The organism is Phenylobacterium sp. (assembly GCF_025934275.1).
GTDB lineage: Bacteria > Pseudomonadota > Alphaproteobacteria > Caulobacterales > Caulobacteraceae > Phenylobacterium.
Genome location: NZ_JAICYI010000065.1, coordinates 1 through 20,312, shown reverse-complemented (window position 1 = coordinate 20,312; position 20,312 = coordinate 1). Strand labels below are relative to the sequence as shown.

The window sequence follows — 20,312 nt, the reverse complement described above, 5'->3', positions numbered from 1 at the left end:
GAAGGCTTCGGCCTGCTTGGGGGTCCAGCTGTCGGCGTCGCGGTGGACGGTCGCCAGCACCGAAGCCGCCTGCTCGCCGCCCATCACGCTTATCCGCGCGTTGGGCCAGGTGAACAGGAAGCGCGGGGAATAGGCGCGGCCGCACATGCCGTAGTTGCCGGCCCCGAACGAGCCGCCGATCAGCACCGTGAACTTCGGCACGTTGGCGCTCGCCACCGCGGTGACCATCTTGGCTCCGTCCTTGGCGATGCCGCCCGCCTCGTAGCGGCCGCCGACCATGAAGCCGGAGATGTTCTGCAGGAACACCAGCGGGATCTTCCGCTGGCAGGCGAGCTCGATGAAGTGCGCGGCCTTCAGCGCGCTCTCCGAGAACAGGACGCCGCTGTTGGCCAGGATCGCCACCGGATAGCCCCAGATGCGCGCGAAGCCTGTGACCAGCGTCGCGCCATAGAGCGGCTTGAACTCGTGGAACTCGGAGGCGTCGACGATCCGGGCGATCACCTCGCGCACCTCGTAGGGCGCGCGCACGTCGGGCGGGATGACGCCATAGAGCTCTTCGGGGTCGTAGGCCGGCGGCCGCGGCTCGGCGAGATCGAGCTCGACGCGCTTGACGGTGTTCAGGGCGCCCATGATCGAACGGGCGATGGAGAGCGCGTGCTCGTCGTCCTCCGCCACGTGGTCGACCACGCCCGAGCGGCGGCCGTGCGTCTCCGCCCCGCCCAGCTCCTCGGCCGAGATCACCTCGCCGGTCGCGGCCTTCACCAGCGGCGGGCCGCCCAGGAAGATCGTCCCCTGACCCCGTACGATGATCGTCTCGTCGCTCATCGCCGGCACATAGGCGCCGCCGGCGGTGCACGAGCCCATCACGCAGGCGATCTGGCTGATCCCCTCGGCGCTCATCCGCGCCTGGTTGTAGAAGATCCGCCCGAAGTGCTCGCGGTCGGGGAACACCTCGGCCTGGTGCGGCAGGTTCGCCCCCCCGGAATCGACCAGATAGACGCAAGGCAGCCGGTTCTGGATCGCGATCTCCTGCGCGCGCAGGTGCTTCTTCACCGTGACCGGATAGTAGGCGCCGCCCTTCACCGTGGCGTCGTTGGCGACGATCATCGCCTCGCGCCCGGCGATCCGGCCCACGCCGGTGATGATCCCGGCTCCCGGCGCCTCGTCGTCGTACATCCCGTTCGCGGCGAGCTGGCCCACCTCCAGGAATGGCGAGCCGGGGTCCAGCAGGCGCATCACCCGGTCGCGGGGGAGCAGCTTGCCGCGCCCGACGTGCCGCTCCCGCGAGGCCTTGGGGCCGCCGAGGGCCGCTTCCGCCGCCCGGCCGCGCAGCTCCGCCGCAAGTTCGCGGTTCAGCTTGGCGTTGGCGCGGAAAGCCTCCGAGCGCGGATCGACGTCTGAGCCGAGTTTCCTCATGGCCCACCTTCTGGCATGCGTTGCGGCCAAACCCAAGGAGGCGGGGCGCCATGCCCGAGACGATCAAGGTCTACGATGCTGCGCCCGGCGTGGCGGTGGTCGCCTTCAACCGGCCGGAGGTCGCCAACGCGCTCTCCACCCGGATGGGCGAGGAGCTGATCGAAGCCTGGACCGGGCTCGCCACGCGTTCCGACCTGCGCTGCGCCATCCTGACCGGCGAGGGCCGCCACTTCCAGGCCGGCGCGGACCTCAAGGAGCGCAACGGCATGACGGATCAGGCCTGGGCCGCCCAGCACAAGGTGTTCGAGGCCATGGCGCGGGCCCAGCTCGCCGTGCCCGCCCCGATCCTCGCCGCGGTCAACGGCGCGGCGATGGGCGGCGGCTGCGAGATGACGCTGCTCTGCGACTTCGCCTACGCGGCCGAGACCGCCCGCTTCGGCCTGCCGGAGGTGACGCTCGGCATCATGCCGGGCCTCGGCGGCACGCAGCTCCTCACCCGCTCCGTGGGCGAGCGGCGCGCGATCGAGATCCTGGTCTGCGGCCGGCCGCTCTCCGCTCAGGAAGCGCTCGAGGCCGGCATCGTCAACCGCGTGTTCCCGGCCGATCAACTGATGGGGGCCGCGCTGGAGACCGCCCGCCGCATCGCCGCCAACGCGCCGCTCTCGGTGCGCGCGCTCAAGCGGGTGGTCCACGCGGGCCATGGCCTGCCGCTCGCCGAGGCCATGGCGCTGGAGCTTTCCCATTACGACCGCCTGTTCACCACCGCCGACCGCCGCGAAGGCGTCGCCAGCTTCAACGAAAAGCGGACGCCGGAATTCCGCGGACTCTGACCCCGCTCCTTCCCGCGAAGGCGGGAATCCATTCGGCGGCTCAGCTTGGGTCCCCGCCGGCGCGGGGACGAGCGGTTGAGGAGGCGCACCATTGAGCGCTAGGCTCGGCGTGGGAGGAGCCCAGCCATGATCCGACGCGGCCGGCCGTACCTGGAATTCCGCGAGGAGCCCGCCAGCCCCGAGACCGAACAGCTGGAGCGCGAGGGCTACGCGATCGTCCGCGGCCTGCTCGACGAGGCCGAGGTGGCGCAGCTGCGCGCGGAGATCGGCGAGGTCTTCGAGCGCGATCCGCCCGACCAGCGCGGCGAGCGGCCGCCCGAGGATGCGGCCATGTTCCGCTACGCCATGCTGAACCGCTCGCCGGCCGCCCAGGCGGCGGTCGCCAACCCCAGGCTGCTTGCGGTCATCGAGCCGCTGCTGGGGGAGGACTGCCACGTCATCGCCAACACCGCCTGGCGCAATCCGGCCGGCCAGCCGGGCTCCCACGGCGGCCAGAACTGGCACATCGACGCGGGCCCCCATGTGCCGCTCCCCGCGGGCGTTCGCTGGCCGGCGGAGATCCCGCATCCGGTGTTCGCCATCGGCGTCCACCTCTACCTGCAGGACTGCGCCCTGGAGGACGGACCGACGGGCGTGATCCCCTACAGCCACCTCTCCGGACGTCCCCCGCCCGCCGAGCGGCGGCTCGACGACGACCTCACCTGGGAGGGGCGAGGCGTCACGCCGTTCATCGTCAAGGCGGGCGATGCGGGCCTGTTCGTCTCCGACATCTGGCACCGGCGGATGCCGACGCGCGACGGCGACCACGGACGCTTCTTCCTGCAGGTCCATTACGGGCGGCGCGACATCGCCCAGCGGATCCTCACCACCGTGCAATCCAACCAGCTCTCGCCGGAGGCGATCGCCCGCGCCGAGACGCCCCGCCAGCGTCGGGTGGTCGGACTGCACCCAGCCTTCTTCTATGACGGCTGATGTGGCGCGGGGCGACTGGAGCCGCCGCGAGCTGGCGGGAGCGGCGCTGGCCGGCCTGCCGGTGAGCGCCTTCGCAATTGCCGATCCGCTGTCCGGCGCGGCGCTTTATGCGGACGTGAAGACCTACGCCGGCTTCGGCGAGCACCGCACGGGCACGGCCGGTGACGAGGCGGTCACCGCCTGGCTCGAACGCGAGTTGCGCGCCGCCGGCTATGCGGTCGAGCGGCAGGGCTTCGACTATCCGGTCTTTTCGCTGCAGGCCGCGGCGGTGGAGCTGGCGGGCCGGCGCATCGAGGCCTTTCCGGTCTGGACGCCCAAGGCCGGTGTCGTCGCGGCGCCGCTGACCGTCGCACCAAGGCCAGGCGCGATCGTCGTGATGAGCTTTCCGTACGGGACCGGCGCGCCCCTGGAGGCTTCGGCGGTCTATCGCACGCCGGTGGCGACGGCGATCGCCGCCGGCGCGGCGGGCGTGGTCATCGTCACCGAGAACCCGCTGGGCGAATTGGTGGCCTACAACGCGCTTCCCAACGCGCCGCCCTGGCCGGTTCCCGTGGTCGGGGTGGCGGGCCGTCAGGGCGCCGCCCTGCAGGCCGCCGCCGAGGGCGGCGCGGACGTGCGGCTGCGGATCGCGGGCGGGCTCCACGCCGGGCGCGCCGAGAACGTCATCGCGCGGCGCCGCGGGCGCGGCAAGCCGCTGGTCATCTCGACGCCGAAGAGCGGCTGGTTCACCTGCGCCGGCGAGCGCGGCTCGGGGATCGCCATCTGGCTCGGCCTGGCGCGGCGCCTCGCGACGCGCGCGGACCTCGGCCTCATGCTCGTCGCGGCCTCCGGCCACGAGTTCGACGGCTACGGCGGCCGGCTGTTCGCCGAGCATCTGGCGCCGAAGCCCGCCGAGGCGCGCGGCTGGGTGCACATCGGGGCCAACGTCGCGAGCTACGATTTTGCGCTGCGCGACGGCGCGATCACGCGCCTCGACCACCCGCAGGCGGGCCGCAGGCTGGCGGTCAGCGAGGCGCTCCTGCCGGCGGCGCGCGAGGCCTTCGCGGGCCAGGTCGGCTACCAGCAGCCGGTCGACGTCGAGGTGCACGGCGCCCCCGGCGAGCTCGCCGAGTACCAGCGCCGCGGCTATCGGCCCCTGGTCGGCGTGGTGGGCATGCACCCGCTGCACCACACCCGGCGCGACCTGCCGGACGCGACCGGGCCTGCGGTGCTGGAGCCGGTGGCCCGCGGCCTGGCGGCCGTGGTGGAGCGTCTCTAGCCGGCCTGCGCCGGCGCGGCCGCTGGAGCTTCCGGCCGGCTCGGCAGGTCCGCGGTGCGGGCCGCGTAGTCGGGCAGCGGCGGCAGCGGCGCGCTGGGCGTGGGCTCGTACCAGAACGCCGTCGCCGACCAGTCGTCGGAGCGCTCGCGCAGGCGGCCCTTGTAGGCCTCCATCGTCGCGCCGCCCGCGCCGTCGGCGATGCCGATCTGCTGGATCGCGACGCGGATCTCCTCGCGCCAGGCGATGGGATCGGGGATGTGCCAGCGGTACATCGAGATCCGGCCCGTATCGCTGCTGTCGTCCCGTTCGCGCCAGCTGCAGCCATGGAACTGGAACGCCGTCGGCTGCAAGCCGAACGACAGGCCGACGTAGTCCTCCGAACCCGTCCCGCAGATCGTCGGGAACTCGCCGTCGCCGTCGAGATAGATCTTGATCTCGCCCTCGCCCCACCATTGCGGCGCCGTGGGTCGCACGCCGATCACCGCGCCCAGGTAGCGACCACGGCCTTCGCGGCGCGGCAGGATCTCGAAATCCTTGCCCGGCGTGGTCGGGTTCTCGCGCCGGAAGCAGGCGTGCAGCCGGCCGATGTCGGGCCCGTGGTCGTCGCCCAGGGTGTAGTCCACCTGGTAGAACAGCGGCATGGGCCGCGAATGCTCGTTGCTCAGCGTCAGCCGGGCGCGGCTCGCAAACGGCATCGGCAGCCAGACGTTCAGCGCCGCCCGCTCGCCGACCGAGTGCGCGGCCGACTGGAAGGGGGGCGTGTAGCCGTGGGCGAAGCCGAAGAAGTCGCCGAGCGGCGCCTCGATGCTCGCGTGCGCCTGGCCGTCCCACCAGGCGCGGATCACCGTCCCGCGCAGCGCCCGCGGCGAGCCTAGCGTGGTCATCCAGACGTGGCGGATCACGCCCGCGCCGGCGATGTCGCAGAGCGTCACCGTCTCGCCGGGCTGGATCAGTCGCGCCGGATCGCCTTTGCGCCCGACGCCCAGCGGGCTCGCAGCCCGGCCGCCGCCGCCCTTCGCGCCGGTCGGATTCTCGAAGCTGATCGAGCGGCTTTCGACGCCGGGACCGATGTCCCAGAGCGGCCGGCTCACCATTTGGTCCGCACCTGCGGCGCGGGATCGTCGATCAAAAGGATGTCGCTCATCGGCCGCCTCCGGTCTGCGGCGAGCTTGCGCCCTTCCCGCCGCGGCAGGGAAGCCGTGGCGCGGGCCGGTCGGATCGGGGTAGGACTGGGGCGATGAGGATGCCCGCGCCCGACGAAGGAACGCTCGCCCGCAAGGCCGAGATCGTTCGAGCGCTCAAGAGGATCGTGCCCGGCGAGGGCGTGATCGGCGAGCCGGCGGGGCTGATCCCGTTCGAGTCCGACGGCCTCTCCGCCTATCGGCAGCGCCCGCTGGCGGTGGTGCTGCCGGAGACTGTCGAGCAGGTTTCGGAGGTGCTGGCCTGGTGCCAGGCGCATGCCGTCAAGGTGGTGCCGCGCGGCGCCGGCACCTCGCTCTCCGGCGGGGCGCTGCCGCTGCAGGACGGGATCATCCTGGGCATGGCGAAGTTCAACCGCATCCTGGAGGTGGATTACGAGAACCGCTGCGCGGTCGTGCAGCCGGGGGTGACCAACCTCGCGATCAGCGAGGCGGTGCGCGCGGACGGCTTCTACTACGCCCCCGATCCGTCCAGCCAGATCGCCTGCACCATCGGCGGCAACGTCGCCGAGAACTCGGGCGGCGTGCACTGCCTGAAGTACGGCCTGACCACCAACAACCTCCTCGGCTGCGAGATCGTGCTGATGGACGGCCAGGTCGTTCGCCTCGGCGGTCGCGGCTACGACGCCGCCGGCTACGACCTGCTGGGCGTGGTGACCGGCTCGGAGGGCCTCCTGGGGGTGGTGACCGAGGTCACCGTGCGCCTGCTGCCGACCCCGGAGACGGCGCGCGCGCTGCTGCTCGGCTTTCCGTCCGTCGAGGCGGCCGGGGCCACCGTCGCCGACATCATCGCCGCCGGCGTGATCCCGGCCGGGCTGGAGATGATGGACAAGCCCGCGACCCGGGCCGCGGAGGCGTTCGTCCATGCCGGCTATCCCACCGAGGCCGAGGCGCTGCTGATCGTCGAGCTGGACGGGCCGGAGGCCGAGTGCGCCGAGCTCGCGGCCCGGGTCGAGGCGCTGGCCCAGGCCCGCGGCGCCGATTTCATCCGGGTCTCGAAGAACGACGCCGAGCGGCTCGCCTTCTGGGCCGGGCGCAAGGCCGCCTTCCCGGCGGTGGGGCGGCTCTCGCCCGACTACTACTGCATGGACGGCACCATCCCCCGCCGCCAGCTGCCGCATGTGCTGACCCGCATCTACGAGCTGGGGCGAAGCTACGGCCTGGGGGTCGCCAACGTCTTCCACGCCGGCGACGGCAACCTGCACCCCTTGATCCTCTACGACGTCGAGAGGCCCGGCGACCTGGAGAAGGCCGAGGCGTTCGGCGCCGACATCCTGAAGCTGTGCGTCTCGGTGGGCGGGGTGCTGACCGGCGAGCACGGCGTCGGCGTCGAGAAGCGCGACCTGATGGGCGAGATGTTCGACGCCACCGACCTCGCCTGCCAGCAGCGGGTAAAGTGCGCCTTCGACCCCGAGCTCCTGCTCAATCCTGGGAAGGTGTTCCCGAGCCTGCACCGCTGCGCCGAGCTCGGCCGCATGCACGTCCACCACGGGAAGCTGGCCTTCCCCGAGCTGCCGCGCTTCTGATGCTGGACCTCGGGACCCGCGTCCATGAGCCGACCTCGCCGGACGAGGTGCGCGAGATCGTGGCCGAGGCGGCCCAGGCCGGACGGGCGCTGGAGGTCGTGGGCGGCGGCACCAAGCGCTCGGTGGGCGGCCCCGCCCGCGCCGACGCGGTGCTCAGCCTCGCCAGGCTCGACGCCGTCTTGGACTACGCCCCGGAGGAGCTGGTGCTCACCGCCCGTCCCGGCGCGCGGCTGAAGGACCTGGAGAAGCTCGTCGTCTCCGAGGGCCAGATGCTGCCGTTCGAGCCGCCCAGGCTCACCAAGCTCCTCGGGGCCAAGGGCGAGCCCACGCTTGGCGGCGTGCTCGCCGCCAACCTTTCCGGTCCGCGCCGCGTGCGGGCGGGCGCCGCGCGCGACGGCCTGCTGGGCTTTTCCGCCGTCAGCGGCCGGGGCGAGGCCTTCAAGGCCGGCGGCAAGGTGGTCAAGAACGTCACCGGCTACGACATCTCCAAGCTGATGGCGGGATCCTGGGGGACGCTCGCGGTGCTGACCGAGGTCACCGTCAAGCTGCTTCCGCGGCCGAAGACCGAGCTGACGCTGATGCTGTTCGGGCTGGATGACCGGCGCGCCGTCCAGGCGATGGCCGCGGCGCTGAATGCGCCTGTCGAGGCTTCCGGCGCGGCCCACATCCCCGCCGTCGTCGCCCGGCGCGCGCCGCTGAGGGCCGAGATGGCGGTGACCGCGCTCAGGCTGGAGGGCTTCGAGGCCTCGGTGAAGGCCCGCGCCGAGGCCCTGGCCGAGCGGCTGCGCGCGTTCGGCCGGGTGGAGCAGATCGACGCCAGGCACTCGCGCCAGTTCTGGGGCCAGGTGCGCGAGGCCGAGGCCTTCGCCGGCGGTCGCAGGCCGCTGTGGCGCATCTCCGTCCCGCCCGCCGCCGGGTGGCGGATCGGCGAGGCGGTGGGCGAGGCGCTCTACGACTGGGGCGGCGGACTCGTCTGGGCGCCCTGGGAGGACGCGGCCGCCGTGCGCGCCGCCGCCCGCGCCGCCGGCGGCCACGCCACGCTCTGGCGCGGCGAGGCGGGCGCGCCGGCCTTCGAGCCGCTGGAGGGGCCGCTCGCCGCGCTCACCGCTCGCGTCAAGGCCGCCTTCGACCCCGATGGCGTGCTGAACCCTGGCCGGCTGGCCGGCGAGGCCGCACGATGAAGACCGCCTTCGCCCCCGAGCAGCTCGCCGATCCGGAGTTCGCCGAGAGCCGCCAGACGCTGCGCAACTGCGTGCACTGCGGCTTCTGCACGGCCACCTGCCCGACTTACGTCCTCTTGGGCGACGAGCGCGACAGTCCGCGTGGCCGCATCGAGCTGATCCGCGACATGCTGGAATCCGGCCGCGCGCCGACCCGCGAGGCGGTGACCCACCTCGACCGCTGCCTTTCCTGCCTGGCCTGCGCGACCACGTGCCCGTCCGGCGTCGACTACGGCCAGCTGATCGGCCACGCGCGCAGCTACATCGAGGCCCGCTACCGCCGGCCATGGCCGGAGCGGCTGTTGCGCTGGGCGATCCCGCAGGTGCTCACCCGCCCGGCGCGGCTGCGCGCCGCTCTGGCGCTCGGCCGCCGCGCCCGGCGGCTGGAGCCCTGGCTCGCACGGGCGCGGATGGGCTCGCTGGCCGCCCTGCTGCGCCTGGTCCCGGAGCCTGGCCGGCCGAACCGCGGGCTCGGCGTCCATCCGGCGGTCGAGGCGCGGCGCGGGCGCGTGATCCTGCTGCAGGGCTGCGTCGAGCCGGAGATGGCGCCGCAGATCCGCGACGCCGCCGTCCGGCTGCTCGCCCGCGCGGGCTTCGACGTGGTGCTGGCGAAGGGGGAGGGCTGCTGCGGGGCCATCCCCGAGCACCTCGGCCAGGCCGGCGAGGCGCGCGCCATGGCGCAGCGCAACGTCCGCGCCTGGGCCAAGGTCGGCCCCACCGATGCGATCGTGACCACCGCCGCGGGCTGCGGCACGACGCTGAAGGCCTATGGGCGCGTGCTGGGGGAGGGAGCCGCCGCGGCCGCGGCCAAGGCGCGCGACATTCTGGAATTCCTCGATGAGGTCGGCCTGCCGGAGATCTCCAACCCACAGGGCCTGAGCGTCGCCTACCACGCGCCCTGCTCGCTGCAGCACGGCCAGCAGATCAGGGCCGCTCCGGCGCGCCTGCTGCGGGCGGCGGGCTTCGACGTGCGCGAGGTCCCCGAGGGCCACCTCTGCTGCGGCTCGGCCGGGGTCTACAACATCCTGCAGCCCGCGCTGGCCGGCCGGCTGCAGGCGCGCAAGGCCGCCAACATCGCCCGCACCGGCGCGCTGATCGTGGCGGCCGGCAACGTCGGCTGCATCGCCCAGATCGCCCCGGCGGTGTCAGCGCCGGTGGTGCATCCGGTCGAACTGCTGGATTGGGCGACCGGCGGCCCGCGGCCGCTGTCGCTGGATCAGGTGGCGGCCACGGCGAAGGCCGCCGCGCCCGCGGACGCAGACTGAGCGGCGGGTGCGGTCAGCGTCGGTCAGGTCGCCGCGCAGGCGTCGGCCAGGCCGCGATCGACGGGGATCGGGGCTTCCGCGGCGCCGGCGCCGCCCGGCGGACGGCGCGAACTCACGAAGTGCCCGAAGCCGGGCGGGCGCCCCTTGGGCCGGACGGGGTGCTTGGAGAAGGACCGGAGCCGCTCGAGCAGGTCATCGAGCGTCTCACTCGACCCCTGGAGGTCTGGTTTCAGCTGGCGGTTCGTCATGGGCGGTGATTATGCCATTTTCCGCGACAGAACGCCACAGTTAAGAAAGCAGAAATCTCTGGCGGAGCTCGGTTCGTGATTCGTTGACCGCCCCAGCGGCAAGCCCGTACGGTCCGCCTCCCAGTCTCGGGAGACACTCATGAAGCTCTACCAGTCGATCGGGCCCAATCCGCGGGTCGTGAAGATGTTCATAGCCGAGAAGGGCATCGACGTGCCGCGCGAGGACATCGACCTGATGGGCGGAGAGAACCGGCGGGCGCCCTACACCTCGAGGAATCCGGCCGGCCAGTCGCCCTGCCTCGAGCTCGACGATGGCGCGCATCTCTCCGAGATCACCGCGATCTGCGAGTACCTCGAGGAAAAGCATCCCAACCCGCCGCTGATCGGGACCACGCCGGAGGAGCGCGCCGAGACCCGCATGTGGACCCGCCGCGTCGATCTGAAGATCTGCGAGCCGATGGCCAACGGCTTCCGCTTCTCGGACGGGCTGCGCCTGTTCCAGGACCGCATCCTCACAGTCCCCGAAGCCGCGCCCGGCCTGAAGTCCATGGCCAAGGACGGCGAGACCTGGCTCGAGAACAACTTCAAGGGGCCGTGGCTGGCGGGCGAGCGCTTCACCCTGGCCGACATCCTGCTCTACGCCTTCATCGACTTCGGCGGTCAGGTGGGCCAGCCGCTCGATCCGGACTTCAAGAAGCTCACCGCCTGGCGCGACCGGGTGAAGGCGCGGCCGAGCGCGACCGCCAGCGCCTGAGCCGGACGGGGCCCGGCCCGCGGGATCGAACGGCGAGCTGATGGGTTCTGCGGCCCATGCAACGACCCGTGGCTGAGCCCCGCGCCGCGCCCGCGTCCGGCGCGCCCGACGGCCTGCCCGTTCCGCGCCGCTACTGGTCGGTGGCCACCATCTGGCTGGCCATGACCATGTCGGTGCTGGACGGGGCGATCGCCAACGTCGCGCTGCCGACCATCGCGCGCGAGCTGCAGGCCACGCCCGCCGGCTCGATCTGGATCGTCAACGCCTATCAGCTGGCGATCACCGTCACCCTGCTGCCGCTGGCGGCGCTCGGCGACAAGCTGGGCTACCGGCGCGTCTACATGGCGGGCCTGGCGATCTTCACCGCAGGGTCCCTGGGCTGCGCGCTGTCGCACACGCTGCTCGAGCTCACCACGGCGCGGGTGCTGCAGGGCCTGGGCGCGGGCGGGATCATGAGCATCAACTCCGCCCTGGTGCGGCACACCTATCCGCAGCGGATGCTCGGCCAGGGCATCGGCCTGAACGCGGTGGTGATCTCCATCTCGGCGGCGATCGGGCCGACGGTCGCCTCGGGCATCCTCTCGATCGCCTCCTGGGAGTGGCTGTTCGCGATCAACGTGCCGATCGGGGTGGTGACCATCGCCATCGCCGGCCGGGCCCTGCCGCGCACCGAGGGCTCGGGCCGCAAGCTCGACGTGACCTCGGCGATCCTCAGCGCGATCGCCTTCGGGTTCCTGATCATGGGCGCCGAGGGCGTGGTGCGACAGAGTCTCGTCCTGGGCCTCGTCGAGCTGGCGATCGGCGCTCTGGCGGCGGCGGCGCTCACCTGCCGCGAGCTCGGCCGCCCGGCGCCGCTGGTGCCGTTCGACCTGCTGCGGATCCCGATCTTCGGGCTCTCGATCGCGACCTCGATCGTCTCCTTCGCCGCCCAGATGCTGGCCTACGTCTCGCTGCCCTTCTACTTCCAGGGCGTGCTCGGCCGCAGCGCTGTCGAGACCGGCTTCCTGATGACGCCGTGGCCGCTGGCGGTGGGGCTCACCGCGCCGATCGCCGGGCGCCTCGCCGACCGCTACCCCGCGGGCCTGCTGGGCGGGATCGGCCTGGGAGTCTTCGCGGTCGGGCTCACGCTGCTGTCGATGATCCACCCGGGCGCCTCGAACCTCGACATCGTCTGGCGGATGGCGGTGTGCGGGATGGGCTTCGGCTTCTTCCAGTCGCCGAACAACCGGGCGATGGTGAGCTCTGCGCCGATGCATCGGTCGGGCGCGGCGGGCGGCATGCTGGCCACCGCGCGGCTCCTCGGCCAGACGGCCGGCGCGGTGACCACGGCGGTGTTCTTCCACCTCGCCGGCACCCACGCGACGACGGTCGCCCTGGCGACCGCCGCCGGCGTCGCCGCGGTCGCCGCCCTGGTCAGCCTGCTCCGGCTGAAGCTCGCACCGCCGTCGCGTCCGCCGCGCGAGGAGATCGGCCAGCTCGCCGCCGGCCCCTAGCCGCGGAAGACGCGTCGAGCGGTTGCGGACCGCCGGCCAATCCGTGCTAGGCACGGACCGTTGATCCGCTGGGGGCGGCATGGAGATCCACAGACCCAAGCCGTGGCACGGCTTGCGCGAGCTCGCCAAGGAAGTCGGCGTGATCGTGATCGGCGTGCTGCTCGCGCTCGGCGGCGAACAGCTTGTGGAAGCCCTGCACCGCGGCGAGCAGGCGAGGCTCGCGGAACGCGCCATGCGGCTGGAGCTCGCCGAGGACGACGGGCCGCAAGCCTATGGCCGGGTGGTGATCGGTCCCTGCCTGGGCAACCGGATCGCCTCGATTCATGACGCCGCGCTCACCGCGCCGAGCGATGAGCTCCGCAAACAGGTCGCGGCCTACGCGCCGCCGTTCAGGACCTGGGACAGCGAGGCGTGGAAGGCCGTCGTCTCATCGGACATCGCCAACGTCATGGGCGCGGAGCGGCTGGTCGAATGGTCGGCCGCCTACCGCACCGTGCCGCGGCTGAACGACATCAATGCGCGCGAAGACGATCTGGCCGCAGAACTGCGCGAGGCGCTGCCACCGTCCGGCGAAGCCTCCGCTGCGGAGCGTCAGAACCTGCGACGCCTGGCGGGGCTGCTGCGGAACGCCAATGTCGGCTTGACCCTGGGATCCCAGCTGTTACTCGCGCGGAGCGGCCGACTGGACGCCCCCGTGTCCGTCCGCACCCAGCAGAGCCTGCTCCGTCAGGCCCGCGCGCTTTACGGCGCCTGCGTCACCGCGCCGGACCTCGCCGCGCCTGGCGCGGCGCAAAGCCCGGCGGCCAACCTGAGGAGCTCGTTTCGGTAGCCGGCCCCTAGCCCACCATCCGCGCGCGGCCTTCCCAGTAGGGCTTGCGCAGCTCGCGGCGGAGCACCTTGCCCGAGGCGTTGCGCGGCAGAGCGTCAATGAAATCCACCGACTTGGGCGCCTTGAAGCCGGCGATCCGCGCCCGCGCCCAGGCGATCACCGCCTCGGGGTCGGGCCGCGCGCCCGGGGCAAGGACCACGATGGCCTTCACCGCCTCGCCCCAGCGTTCGTCCGGCACGCCGATCACCGCCACGTCGGCCACCCCGGGCGCACCCATGATCGCGTTCTCGACTTCGGCCGGATAGACGTTCTCGCCGCCGGAGACGATCATGTCCTTCACGCGGTCGTGGACGAAGAAGTAGCCCTCGGCGTTGCAGTAGCCGGCGTCGCCGGTCCGCAGCCAGCCCTGCGGCGTGATCGTATCGGCGGTGGCGTCCGGCCGGTTCCAGTAACCCGCCATGACCAGCTCGCAGCGCATGGCGATCTCGCCGATCTCGCCCACGTCGGCGTCGGAGCCGTCGTCGCGCAGGATCTTCACCTCGATCGAAGGCCACGGCTTGCCGCAGGAGCGCAGCAGCTCGCCCTCGTGCGCCTGCGGCGGCAGGTAGGTCCCCGCGCCGGTGGATTCGGTCATGCCGTAGAACTGGATGAAGCCGCAGCCGAAGCGGGCCTTCGCCTGCGCCAGCACCGCCTCGCCGATCGGAGAGGCGCCGTAGGCGATGGTCTTCAGGCTGGAGACGTCGGTGGTCGCCGCCTCCGGGGTCTGCAACAGCATGTTGATCATCGCCGGCACCAGGAAGACGTGCGCCACCCGCTCCGCCTCGATCAGCCGCAGCACCTCGGCGGGCCGGAACTCCGGCAGGACGATCACCCGCCCGCCCGCCGCCAGCCCTGAGAAGCTGATGTTGGTGCCGGCCACGTGGAACAGCGGCATGACGATCAGCACGGTGTCGTCCGGCCCGTAGTCGAATCCCTCCACCTGCGTGCGCAGGTCGAGGAAGGCGGTGTAGTTGGCGTTGTTGAGCCGCACGCCCTTGGGCAGGCCGGTGGTGCCGGAGGTGTAGAGCTGCAGGACGTCGTCGGCGCTCTCGGGGTCCGCGGGCGCCGGTCCGGCGGCTGCGTCGCGCAGGGCCTCGTAGCGCTCGAATCCGGCGCGTTCGCCGCCCACGCCGATCAGCCGGATCGGACGGTCGACCTGCTGGACGACCTGCTCGGCCGCGGCGAAGAACTCCGGCGTCACGAAGAACAGCTCGGCGCCGGAATCCTTGAGGATGAAGGCGATCTCCGGGATCGCCAGGCGGCTGTTGATGGGGGCCAGGCACACCCGCGCCATCGCCGCGCCGAAGAAGATCTCGAAGAACGCCTCGGAGCTGCGGCCGAGCCAGGCGATGCGATCGCCGGGGCCGGCGCCCTGCGCGGCCAGCAGGCCCGCGACCTTGCCGGCGCGCCGCTCCAGCTCCGCGTAGCTCAGCCGTCGGTCCTCGATCTCGATGGCGGTTCGCGCACCGAACCGGGCGGCCTGGACGCGGGGAATGTCGGCGAGACGCCGGATAGGATCGCTCATCAGCCCAGTCTGCTAGCGCATCCGGGCCGTCGCCGCCACGGCGAAGCCGCTCAGGCCGCCTGGCCGTAGAGGATCAGGCTCGAGAGGTCTTCCGCTCCCGGATCCCGGCGCAGGTGGGCCCCGACGGCCTTCGCCGCCCGGCGTCGCGTCCGGCGCACCCGCACGACGATCGGGGGCGCCTTGCGCCGCACGGCGCGATGCAGCGTGCTCATGGCTTTTTCTCCATGCTGACGCCTTCAAACAGCTTGGCTTTGCCGCTGGTTCCCGGGGCGGCGCGCGGACGCGGCGCGCGGATCAGTTGAGCTTGAGCCGAATGAAGCCCATGGCCCCTTGCGGCTCGCTTCGGCCGTAGGACGCGCGCAGGCCGGCCGGCACGAAATTCACCGCATAGAGCCCGCCGACGCCGAAGCTCCAGTGCGGGGTGAAGGTGAAGTCGCGCACCGCGCCGGCCGAGATCTTGCCCACCGTGAAGACAGGGCCGCGCGCGCCCGGCGGCAGGGCGAGCTCGTCGGTCGCGACCCGTTCGGCGCGCGTGAACAGCGTCCAGTCGAGGTTCGGCCGCACCGCGCTCTCCAGCGCATAGCCGTCCAGGTCCCCGTGTTCGCTCGTCCGCCGGCCCCAGGCCGCGGTCGTCGACCAGTAGCCGCCCCGGCCGAACGGGACGGTGTAGATCGCGCTCGCCGACCAGCGGCGGATGTTCTCGTCGGGCGCGAGCTGCTCGGGGCTCTTCTGGTCGGCCCACGAGGCCTGCAGCGCCCAGTTCGCGCTCGGATTCCAGGAGATCCGGGCGGCCGTGGAGTCCAGCTTCGGAGCCTCGATGTCGAAGCGGTGCTGGTCGGGCTCGCGGCCGCGGAAACGGGAGACCTCGAGCTTCCAGTTGTCGTGGACGTAGCCGGCCGTCACCACGCCCATGCTGATGTGGGTGGAATCCAGCCAGTGGTGGCTGATCGGCGCCTCGGGGCTGTCCATGATCGACAGCCGGTGCATGAAGGCGGGCGGCCCGAACGCCGGCTCCCCGGGCAGGCCGGCATAGACGAACACGCTCTGCTTGCTCGCGAGACGGTAGGCGTAGGAGCCGGAGAGCTCCATGAACAGGTCGTGCGGGTGCTGCCGGTCGACGAGCGGGGTGACCCCGTTCGCCGTCTCGCCGGTCGCCAGGAGCTCCGGAAAGCCGCTCTTGCCCATGAACGGCTCGGGGCTGAGCATAGCGCGGAACTGCAGCGTGCCCTTCTCGCCGACGTCGCGCTTGGCCATCGCCATCAGCATGCCGGAGACGAAGGCCTTGTCATCGCCGCGCGGGCCCTGCTGCCAGTCGTAGACGCCGTTGATCGTGGCGTGGACCATCACCATCCAGTCGCCGGACATGATGTGCAGCCCCGTGTGCGGCGAGGCGTCTGGCTGCCAGGACGTGCCCGAGGCTTCGCGGTTCATCACGTAGTCGCCGAGCGCGGCCGACGTCATGCTCCGCATCCCCGCCATGCCGGGCATCCCCGCCATGGATTGCGCCATGGCGGGCGAGGCGATGAAGACGGCGGACAGCGCCGCCGAGGCGAGCAGGGTTCTCACCGGTGGGCGCGCTCGAGGAGCTCGATCAGCTCGGCCGCCTTCCTGCGCTGCTCGTCCTTGTCGCCGCTGACGATCGCGCCCTCGATGCAGTGGCCGAGGTGGTCGTTGAGGATTTCCGTCTCCACCCGGGCGAGGGCGGCTCTCACCGCCTGCACCTGGGTGAGGATGTCGATGCAGTAGCGGTCGTCCTCCACCATCCGCGCGACGCCGCGGACCTGGCCTTCCACGCGTTTCAGCCGGTTCAAGAGGCCGGGCTTGGTCTCGCGGCGCATCGGCGAAGCTCCTTCTCGACGGCCGCGCGATCCTATACCCCCTCAGGGTAATTGCAATATGCCCCTGACGGGTATACGGAGTCTGCGAGGAGACGGCTGCATGTCCGACCCGCACGCCCATCGCCATCACCCTGGCGCGCCCGGCGAAGCCGACCCGGGCAAGACCGCCGTGGACCCCGTCTGCGGCATGAAGGTGAACCCCGAGACCACGCCGCATCACGCCGAGCATGCGGGCGAGACCTATTACTTCTGCGGGAACGGCTGCCGCACGAAGTTCGTCGCCGACCCAGCCAGATATCTGTCGCCGAAGCCGGCGGAGCCCGCGCCTCCGGCTCCGGCCGGGACCCTCTACACCTGCCCCATGCACCCCGAGGTGCGCCAGGAGGGTCCCGGCGCCTGCCCGATCTGCGGCATGGCGCTGGAGCCCGTCACCGTCACCGCCGAGACCGGCCCGAGCCAGGAGCTCAGGGACATGAGCCGGCGGTTCTGGATCGGGCTCGTCCTGACAGTCCCGGTGTTCGCCCTGGAGATGGGCGGCCATCTCGCGGGCTCGAGGATGATGCTCAGCCGGCATGCGTCGAACTGGATTCAGTTCGCGCTCGCGGCGCCGGTGGTGCTCTGGGCCGGCTGGCCGTTCTTCGTCCGCGGCTGGGCCTCGCTGCGCACGAGAAGGCTCAACATGTTCACTCTCATCGCCATGGGCGTGGGGGTGGCCTGGCTCTACAGCGTGGTCGCGGTCCTTGCGCCGGGCGCCTTCCCGCCGGCGTTCCGCGACGCCTCAGGGGCCGTGCCGGTGTACTTCGAGGCCTCGGCCGTGATCACCGTCCTCGTGCTCCTGGGCCAGGTGCTGGAGCTGCGCGCCCGCGAGCGGACGTCCGGCGCCATCAAGGCCCTGCTCGACCTCGCGCCCACGACCGCGCGCCGGATCCGCGACGACGGGACCGATGAGGAGGTCACCCTCGACCTGATCCACGTCGGCGACCGGCTGCGCGTCCGGCCGGGCGAGAAGGTCCCGGTCGACGGCGAGCTGACGGAAGGCCGCGTCTCCATCGACGAGAGCCTCGTGACCGGCGAGTCCATGCCGGTGACCAAGGCGGCCGGCGCCAGGGTGGTCGCGGGCTCCATCAACAAGACGGGCTCCTTCGTCATGCGCGCCGAGAAGGTGGGCGCCGAGACGCTGCTCGCCCGCATCGTCCAGATGGTCGCCGAGGCGCAGCGCAGCCGCGCGCCGATCCAGCGCATGGCCGACCGGGTCTCCGCCTGGTTCGTCCCCGCCGTCATCGCGGTGGCCGTTCTGGCCTTCGCCGTCTGGGCGTTGGTCGGCCCCGAGCCTCGCTTCGCCTATGCGCTCGTCGCCGCCGTGTCGGTGCTGATCATCGCCTGCCCCTGCGCGCTCGGGCTAGCGACGCCGATGTCGATCATGGTGGGCGTCGGTAGGGGGGCCCAGGAAGGCGTGCTGATCAAGAACGCCGAGGCGCTGGAGCGCTTCGAGCGGATCGACACCCTGGTGGTCGACAAGACCGGCACGCTCACCGAGGGGCGCCCGGCGCTGACCGCGATCGCCGCCGCCGCCGGTTTCGAGGAAGGCGAACTCCTGCGCCTCGCCGCCAGCCTCGAGCGCGGCAGCGAGCATCCCCTGGCCGACGCCATCCTGCGCGCGGCCAAGGATCGGGGCCTGACGCTCTCGGAGGCGCAGGACTTCGATTCGCCGGTGGGCAAGGGCGTGCTTGGGACCGTCGAGGGCAGGCGCATCGTCCTCGGCGGTTCGCGGCTCATGAGCGAGCAGGGCGCCGACATCGGGCCGCTGGAAGGCCAGGCCGAGCGCCTGCGCGCGGAAGGCGCGACCGCGATCTTCGCCACGATCGACGGCAAGCTCGCCGGCGTGCTCGGCATCGCCGATCCGGTGAAGCCGACCACGGCCGAAGCCGTGCAGGCGCTGCAGGCGGAAGGCGTGCGGCTGGTGATGATGACCGGCGACAACCGCACCACGGCCGAAGCGGTGGCCCGCAGGCTCGGGATCGACGAGGTCGAGGCCGAGGTCCTGCCTGAGGACAAGGCCAAGGTGGTCCAGAGGCTCCGGGCCGAGGGCCGCGCCGTCGGCATGGCCGGCGACGGGGTCAACGACGCGCCGGCGCTGGCCGCGGCCGAGGTCGGGATCGCCATGGGCGCCGGCGCCGACGTCGCCATCGAGAGCGCCGGCGTCACCTTGCTCAAAGGCGACCTCGTGGGGCTGGTGCGGGCGCGCCGCCTCTCGCGGGCGGTGATGCGCAACATCCGCCAGAACCTGGCCTTCGCCTTCGTCTACAACACAGCCGGCGTGCCGATCGCGGCGGGCGTGCTCTATCCGCTGTTCGGCTGGCTGCTCTCGCCGCAGATCGCCGCCGCCGCCATGGCGCTCTCCTCCGTCAGCGTCATCACCAACGCCCTGCGCCTGCGCGCGGCGAAGCTGTAGCGGACGGCCGTCCGCGCGCGCCGCTCAGACCTGCAGCCGGTCCTCGGGCCGCGCGACCAGGGCGTACAGCACCGGCATCAGGAAGACGCTGATCGCCAGCCGGGTGATGAGCCCCGCCACGATCACCAGCGCGAACGGCCGCTGGGAATCGGTGCCGACGCCGGTGGCGAGCGCCGCCGGCAGCAGGCCGAGCGAGGCGACCAGGGCGGTCATCATGATCGGCCTGAGCCGCAGGATCGCGCCCTCGCGGATGGCCTGGCCGGTGGGCATGCCGCCGGCGCGCAGCTCGTTGACGTAGGAGATGTAAACCACCGCGGTCAGCACCGAGACGCCGAACAGGGCCAGGAAGCCGACCCCCGAGGAGACGGAGAACGGCGTGCCGGTCGCCCACAGCGCCACGAGCCCGCCGATCGGGGCCGAGAGCACCATGCCCGCGAGGGTGATCAGCGGGAACTTGAAATTGCCGTAGAGCCCGAACAGCAGCAGGAAGATCGCCCCGAGCGTCAGCGGCAGGATCAATTGCAGCTGCCGGTTCGAGGCGGTGTAGTCGGTGTACTCGCCGCCCCAGTCCGCCCGATAGCCCTGCGGCAGGCGCACCCGCTCGTGCACGGCGCGGATCGCATCGCCCACCGCGGCCGCCAGGTCCCGGCCCTCAACCGAGAACTGCACGCCGATGTAGCGGCTGTCGTTCTCGCGGTAGATGAACGAGGCGCCGTTGACGACCTTGATGTCGGCGAGCTGCTTGAGCGGGATCTGCTGGCCGGCCGGGGAGGGCACGGGGATCTCGCCGATCTGTTCGGCGTCGCCGCGGAACTGCGGCGACAGGCGAACGACCAGGTCGAACTGCTTCTCGCCCTGCACCACCCGGGTGGCGGTGTCGCCGCCCACCGCCGTCTGGATGAGCGCGTTCATGTCGGCGACATTGATGCCGTAGCGGGCGATCCGGTCGCGATCGATGGCGACGCTCAGGCTGGGCTGGCCGAGCTCCTTGACCACCGTCACATCGGTGACGCCGCGCACCCCTGCGAGCACGCGGCGGATCTCGCTCGCCTTGTCCTGCAGCGTCTTGAGGTCGGGGCCGTACACCTTGACCGCGAGCGCGCTTTTCAGGCCCGTCTCGGCCTCGTCGACGGCGTCCTCGGCCGGCTGGGAGTAGTTGAAGTCGATCCCGGGGAAGCTCTCCAGCCGCTTGTCGATCGCCCGGATGAGGTCGGCCTTGCTGCGGTGCGGGCCGGTCCATTGGGAATAGGGCTTCAGCCCGACATAGAACTCCACGTTGAAGAAGCCGGTGGCGTCGGTGCCGTCGTCCGGCCGGCCGAGCTCCGACGTCACGGTCGTGACCTCCGGGAAGGACGCCAGGATCGCGCGCACCTGCGGCGCGACCTTGGCCGCTTCGTCGAAGGAGATGCTGTAGGGCATGGTCGCCCGCACCCACAGCGCGCCTTCGT

At 72.0% G+C, this 20,312-nt stretch carries 18 protein-coding genes; 10 read left to right on the top strand and 8 right to left on the bottom strand.

Features of this window, described 5'->3' with window-relative positions; genetic code table 11:
* Nucleotides 1–1,416: carboxyl transferase domain-containing protein (locus Q0W60_RS14880; RefSeq protein WP_297696865.1), on the bottom strand; the 1,416-nt coding region annotated here is incomplete at its 3' end.
* 50 nt (nt 1,417–1,466) lie between these two features.
* Between Q0W60_RS14880 and Q0W60_RS14875 the strand changes: the two genes are divergently transcribed.
* From Q0W60_RS14875 to Q0W60_RS14865, 3 genes are all read left to right on the top strand, one after another.
* Nucleotides 1,467–2,246: an enoyl-CoA hydratase-related protein gene (locus Q0W60_RS14875; RefSeq protein ID WP_297696864.1), complete on the top strand. Its 780-nt coding sequence runs from the start codon at nt 1,467–1,469 to the stop codon at nt 2,244–2,246.
* A gap of 126 nt (nt 2,247–2,372) precedes the next feature.
* Nucleotides 2,373–3,218 carry a phytanoyl-CoA dioxygenase family protein gene (locus tag Q0W60_RS14870; RefSeq protein ID WP_297696863.1) on the top strand — a complete coding sequence of 282 codons (846 nt, stop codon included), beginning with the start codon at nt 2,373–2,375 and terminating at the stop codon, nt 3,216–3,218.
* The gene (locus Q0W60_RS14865) at nt 3,208–4,476 is read left to right on the top strand and encodes a PA domain-containing protein (protein WP_297696862.1); all 1,269 of its coding nucleotides are present in this window, start codon (nt 3,208–3,210) and stop codon (nt 4,474–4,476) included. The genes Q0W60_RS14870 and Q0W60_RS14865 overlap by 11 nt, the downstream gene beginning before the upstream one ends.
* Here the strand turns inward: Q0W60_RS14865 and Q0W60_RS14860 are convergent.
* The gene (locus Q0W60_RS14860; protein ID WP_297696861.1) at nt 4,473–5,570 is read right to left on the bottom strand and encodes a glycoside hydrolase family 172 protein; all 1,098 of its coding nucleotides are present in this window, start codon (nt 5,568–5,570) and stop codon (nt 4,473–4,475) included. The two genes, Q0W60_RS14865 and Q0W60_RS14860, sit on opposite strands and share 4 nt — an antisense overlap.
* A gap of 143 nt (nt 5,571–5,713) precedes the next feature.
* Here Q0W60_RS14860 and Q0W60_RS14855 point away from each other — a divergent pair, with 143 nt between their 5' ends.
* From Q0W60_RS14855 to glcF, 3 genes are read left to right on the top strand one after another with little or no spacing between them, the layout of a single operon-like run.
* Nucleotides 5,714–7,201, top strand: a complete 1,488-nt coding sequence (locus Q0W60_RS14855) for an FAD-linked oxidase C-terminal domain-containing protein (RefSeq protein ID WP_297696860.1) — start codon at nt 5,714–5,716, stop codon at nt 7,199–7,201.
* Nucleotides 7,201–8,382 carry a glycolate oxidase subunit GlcE gene (gene glcE, locus Q0W60_RS14850; protein WP_297696859.1) on the top strand — a complete coding sequence of 394 codons (1,182 nt, stop codon included), beginning with the start codon at nt 7,201–7,203 and terminating at the stop codon, nt 8,380–8,382. The genes Q0W60_RS14855 and glcE overlap by 1 nt, the downstream gene beginning before the upstream one ends.
* The gene (gene glcF / locus Q0W60_RS14845; protein WP_297696858.1) at nt 8,379–9,686 is read left to right on the top strand and encodes a glycolate oxidase subunit GlcF; all 1,308 of its coding nucleotides are present in this window, start codon (nt 8,379–8,381) and stop codon (nt 9,684–9,686) included. The genes glcE and glcF overlap by 4 nt, the downstream gene beginning before the upstream one ends.
* A 23-nt stretch (nt 9,687–9,709) precedes the next feature.
* On the opposite strand, the gene Q0W60_RS14840 is transcribed toward glcF, so the two are convergent.
* Nucleotides 9,710–9,934, bottom strand: a complete 225-nt coding sequence (locus Q0W60_RS14840) for a hypothetical protein (RefSeq protein ID WP_297696857.1) — start codon at nt 9,932–9,934, stop codon at nt 9,710–9,712.
* Nucleotides 9,935–10,073: 139 nt separating this feature from the next.
* Here Q0W60_RS14840 and Q0W60_RS14835 point away from each other — a divergent pair, with 139 nt between their 5' ends.
* The 3 genes from Q0W60_RS14835 (at nt 10,074) to Q0W60_RS14825 (ending at nt 13,010) form a co-directional block, all read left to right on the top strand.
* Nucleotides 10,074–10,688 carry a glutathione S-transferase family protein gene (locus Q0W60_RS14835; protein WP_297696856.1) on the top strand — a complete coding sequence of 205 codons (615 nt, stop codon included), beginning with the start codon at nt 10,074–10,076 and terminating at the stop codon, nt 10,686–10,688.
* Nucleotides 10,689–10,756: 68 nt separating this feature from the next.
* Entirely contained in the window at nt 10,757–12,181 is a 1,425-nt protein-coding gene (locus Q0W60_RS14830; protein ID WP_297696855.1) for an MFS transporter, read from the top strand.
* Between the two features lie 79 nt (nt 12,182–12,260).
* On the top strand, nt 12,261–13,010 hold the full coding sequence (locus Q0W60_RS14825) for a hypothetical protein (protein WP_297696854.1): 750 nt from the start codon (nt 12,261–12,263) through the stop codon (nt 13,008–13,010).
* Nucleotides 13,011–13,017: 7 nt separating this feature from the next.
* Here Q0W60_RS14825 and Q0W60_RS14820 read toward each other — a convergent pair whose 3' ends face one another.
* The 4 genes from Q0W60_RS14820 to Q0W60_RS14805 form a co-directional block, all read right to left on the bottom strand.
* Complete coding sequence (locus Q0W60_RS14820; protein WP_297696853.1) at nt 13,018–14,574, bottom strand: long-chain-fatty-acid--CoA ligase; 1,557 nt, start codon at nt 14,572–14,574, stop codon at nt 13,018–13,020.
* A 50-nt stretch (nt 14,575–14,624) separates the two neighbouring features.
* The gene (locus Q0W60_RS14815; RefSeq protein ID WP_297696852.1) at nt 14,625–14,786 is read right to left on the bottom strand and encodes a hypothetical protein; all 162 of its coding nucleotides are present in this window, start codon (nt 14,784–14,786) and stop codon (nt 14,625–14,627) included.
* Nucleotides 14,787–14,868: 82 nt separating this feature from the next.
* Nucleotides 14,869–16,140 carry a hypothetical protein gene (locus tag Q0W60_RS14810; RefSeq protein ID WP_297696851.1) on the bottom strand — a complete coding sequence of 424 codons (1,272 nt, stop codon included), beginning with the start codon at nt 16,138–16,140 and terminating at the stop codon, nt 14,869–14,871.
* Nucleotides 16,137–16,412: a metal-sensitive transcriptional regulator gene (locus Q0W60_RS14805; RefSeq protein ID WP_297696850.1), complete on the bottom strand. Its 276-nt coding sequence runs from the start codon at nt 16,410–16,412 to the stop codon at nt 16,137–16,139. Before Q0W60_RS14805 ends, Q0W60_RS14810 begins: the two co-directional genes overlap by 4 nt.
* A gap of 100 nt (nt 16,413–16,512) precedes the next feature.
* Here Q0W60_RS14805 and Q0W60_RS14800 point away from each other — a divergent pair, with 100 nt between their 5' ends.
* A complete protein-coding gene (locus tag Q0W60_RS14800) occupies nt 16,513–18,864 on the top strand; it encodes a heavy metal translocating P-type ATPase (protein WP_297696849.1) in 2,352 nt (783 codons plus the stop codon).
* Nucleotides 18,865–18,888: 24 nt separating this feature from the next.
* Here the strand turns inward: Q0W60_RS14800 and Q0W60_RS14795 are convergent.
* Nucleotides 18,889–20,312 (bottom strand): efflux RND transporter permease subunit (locus Q0W60_RS14795; RefSeq protein WP_297696848.1); only part of this gene is annotated, 1,424 nt, incomplete at its 5' end.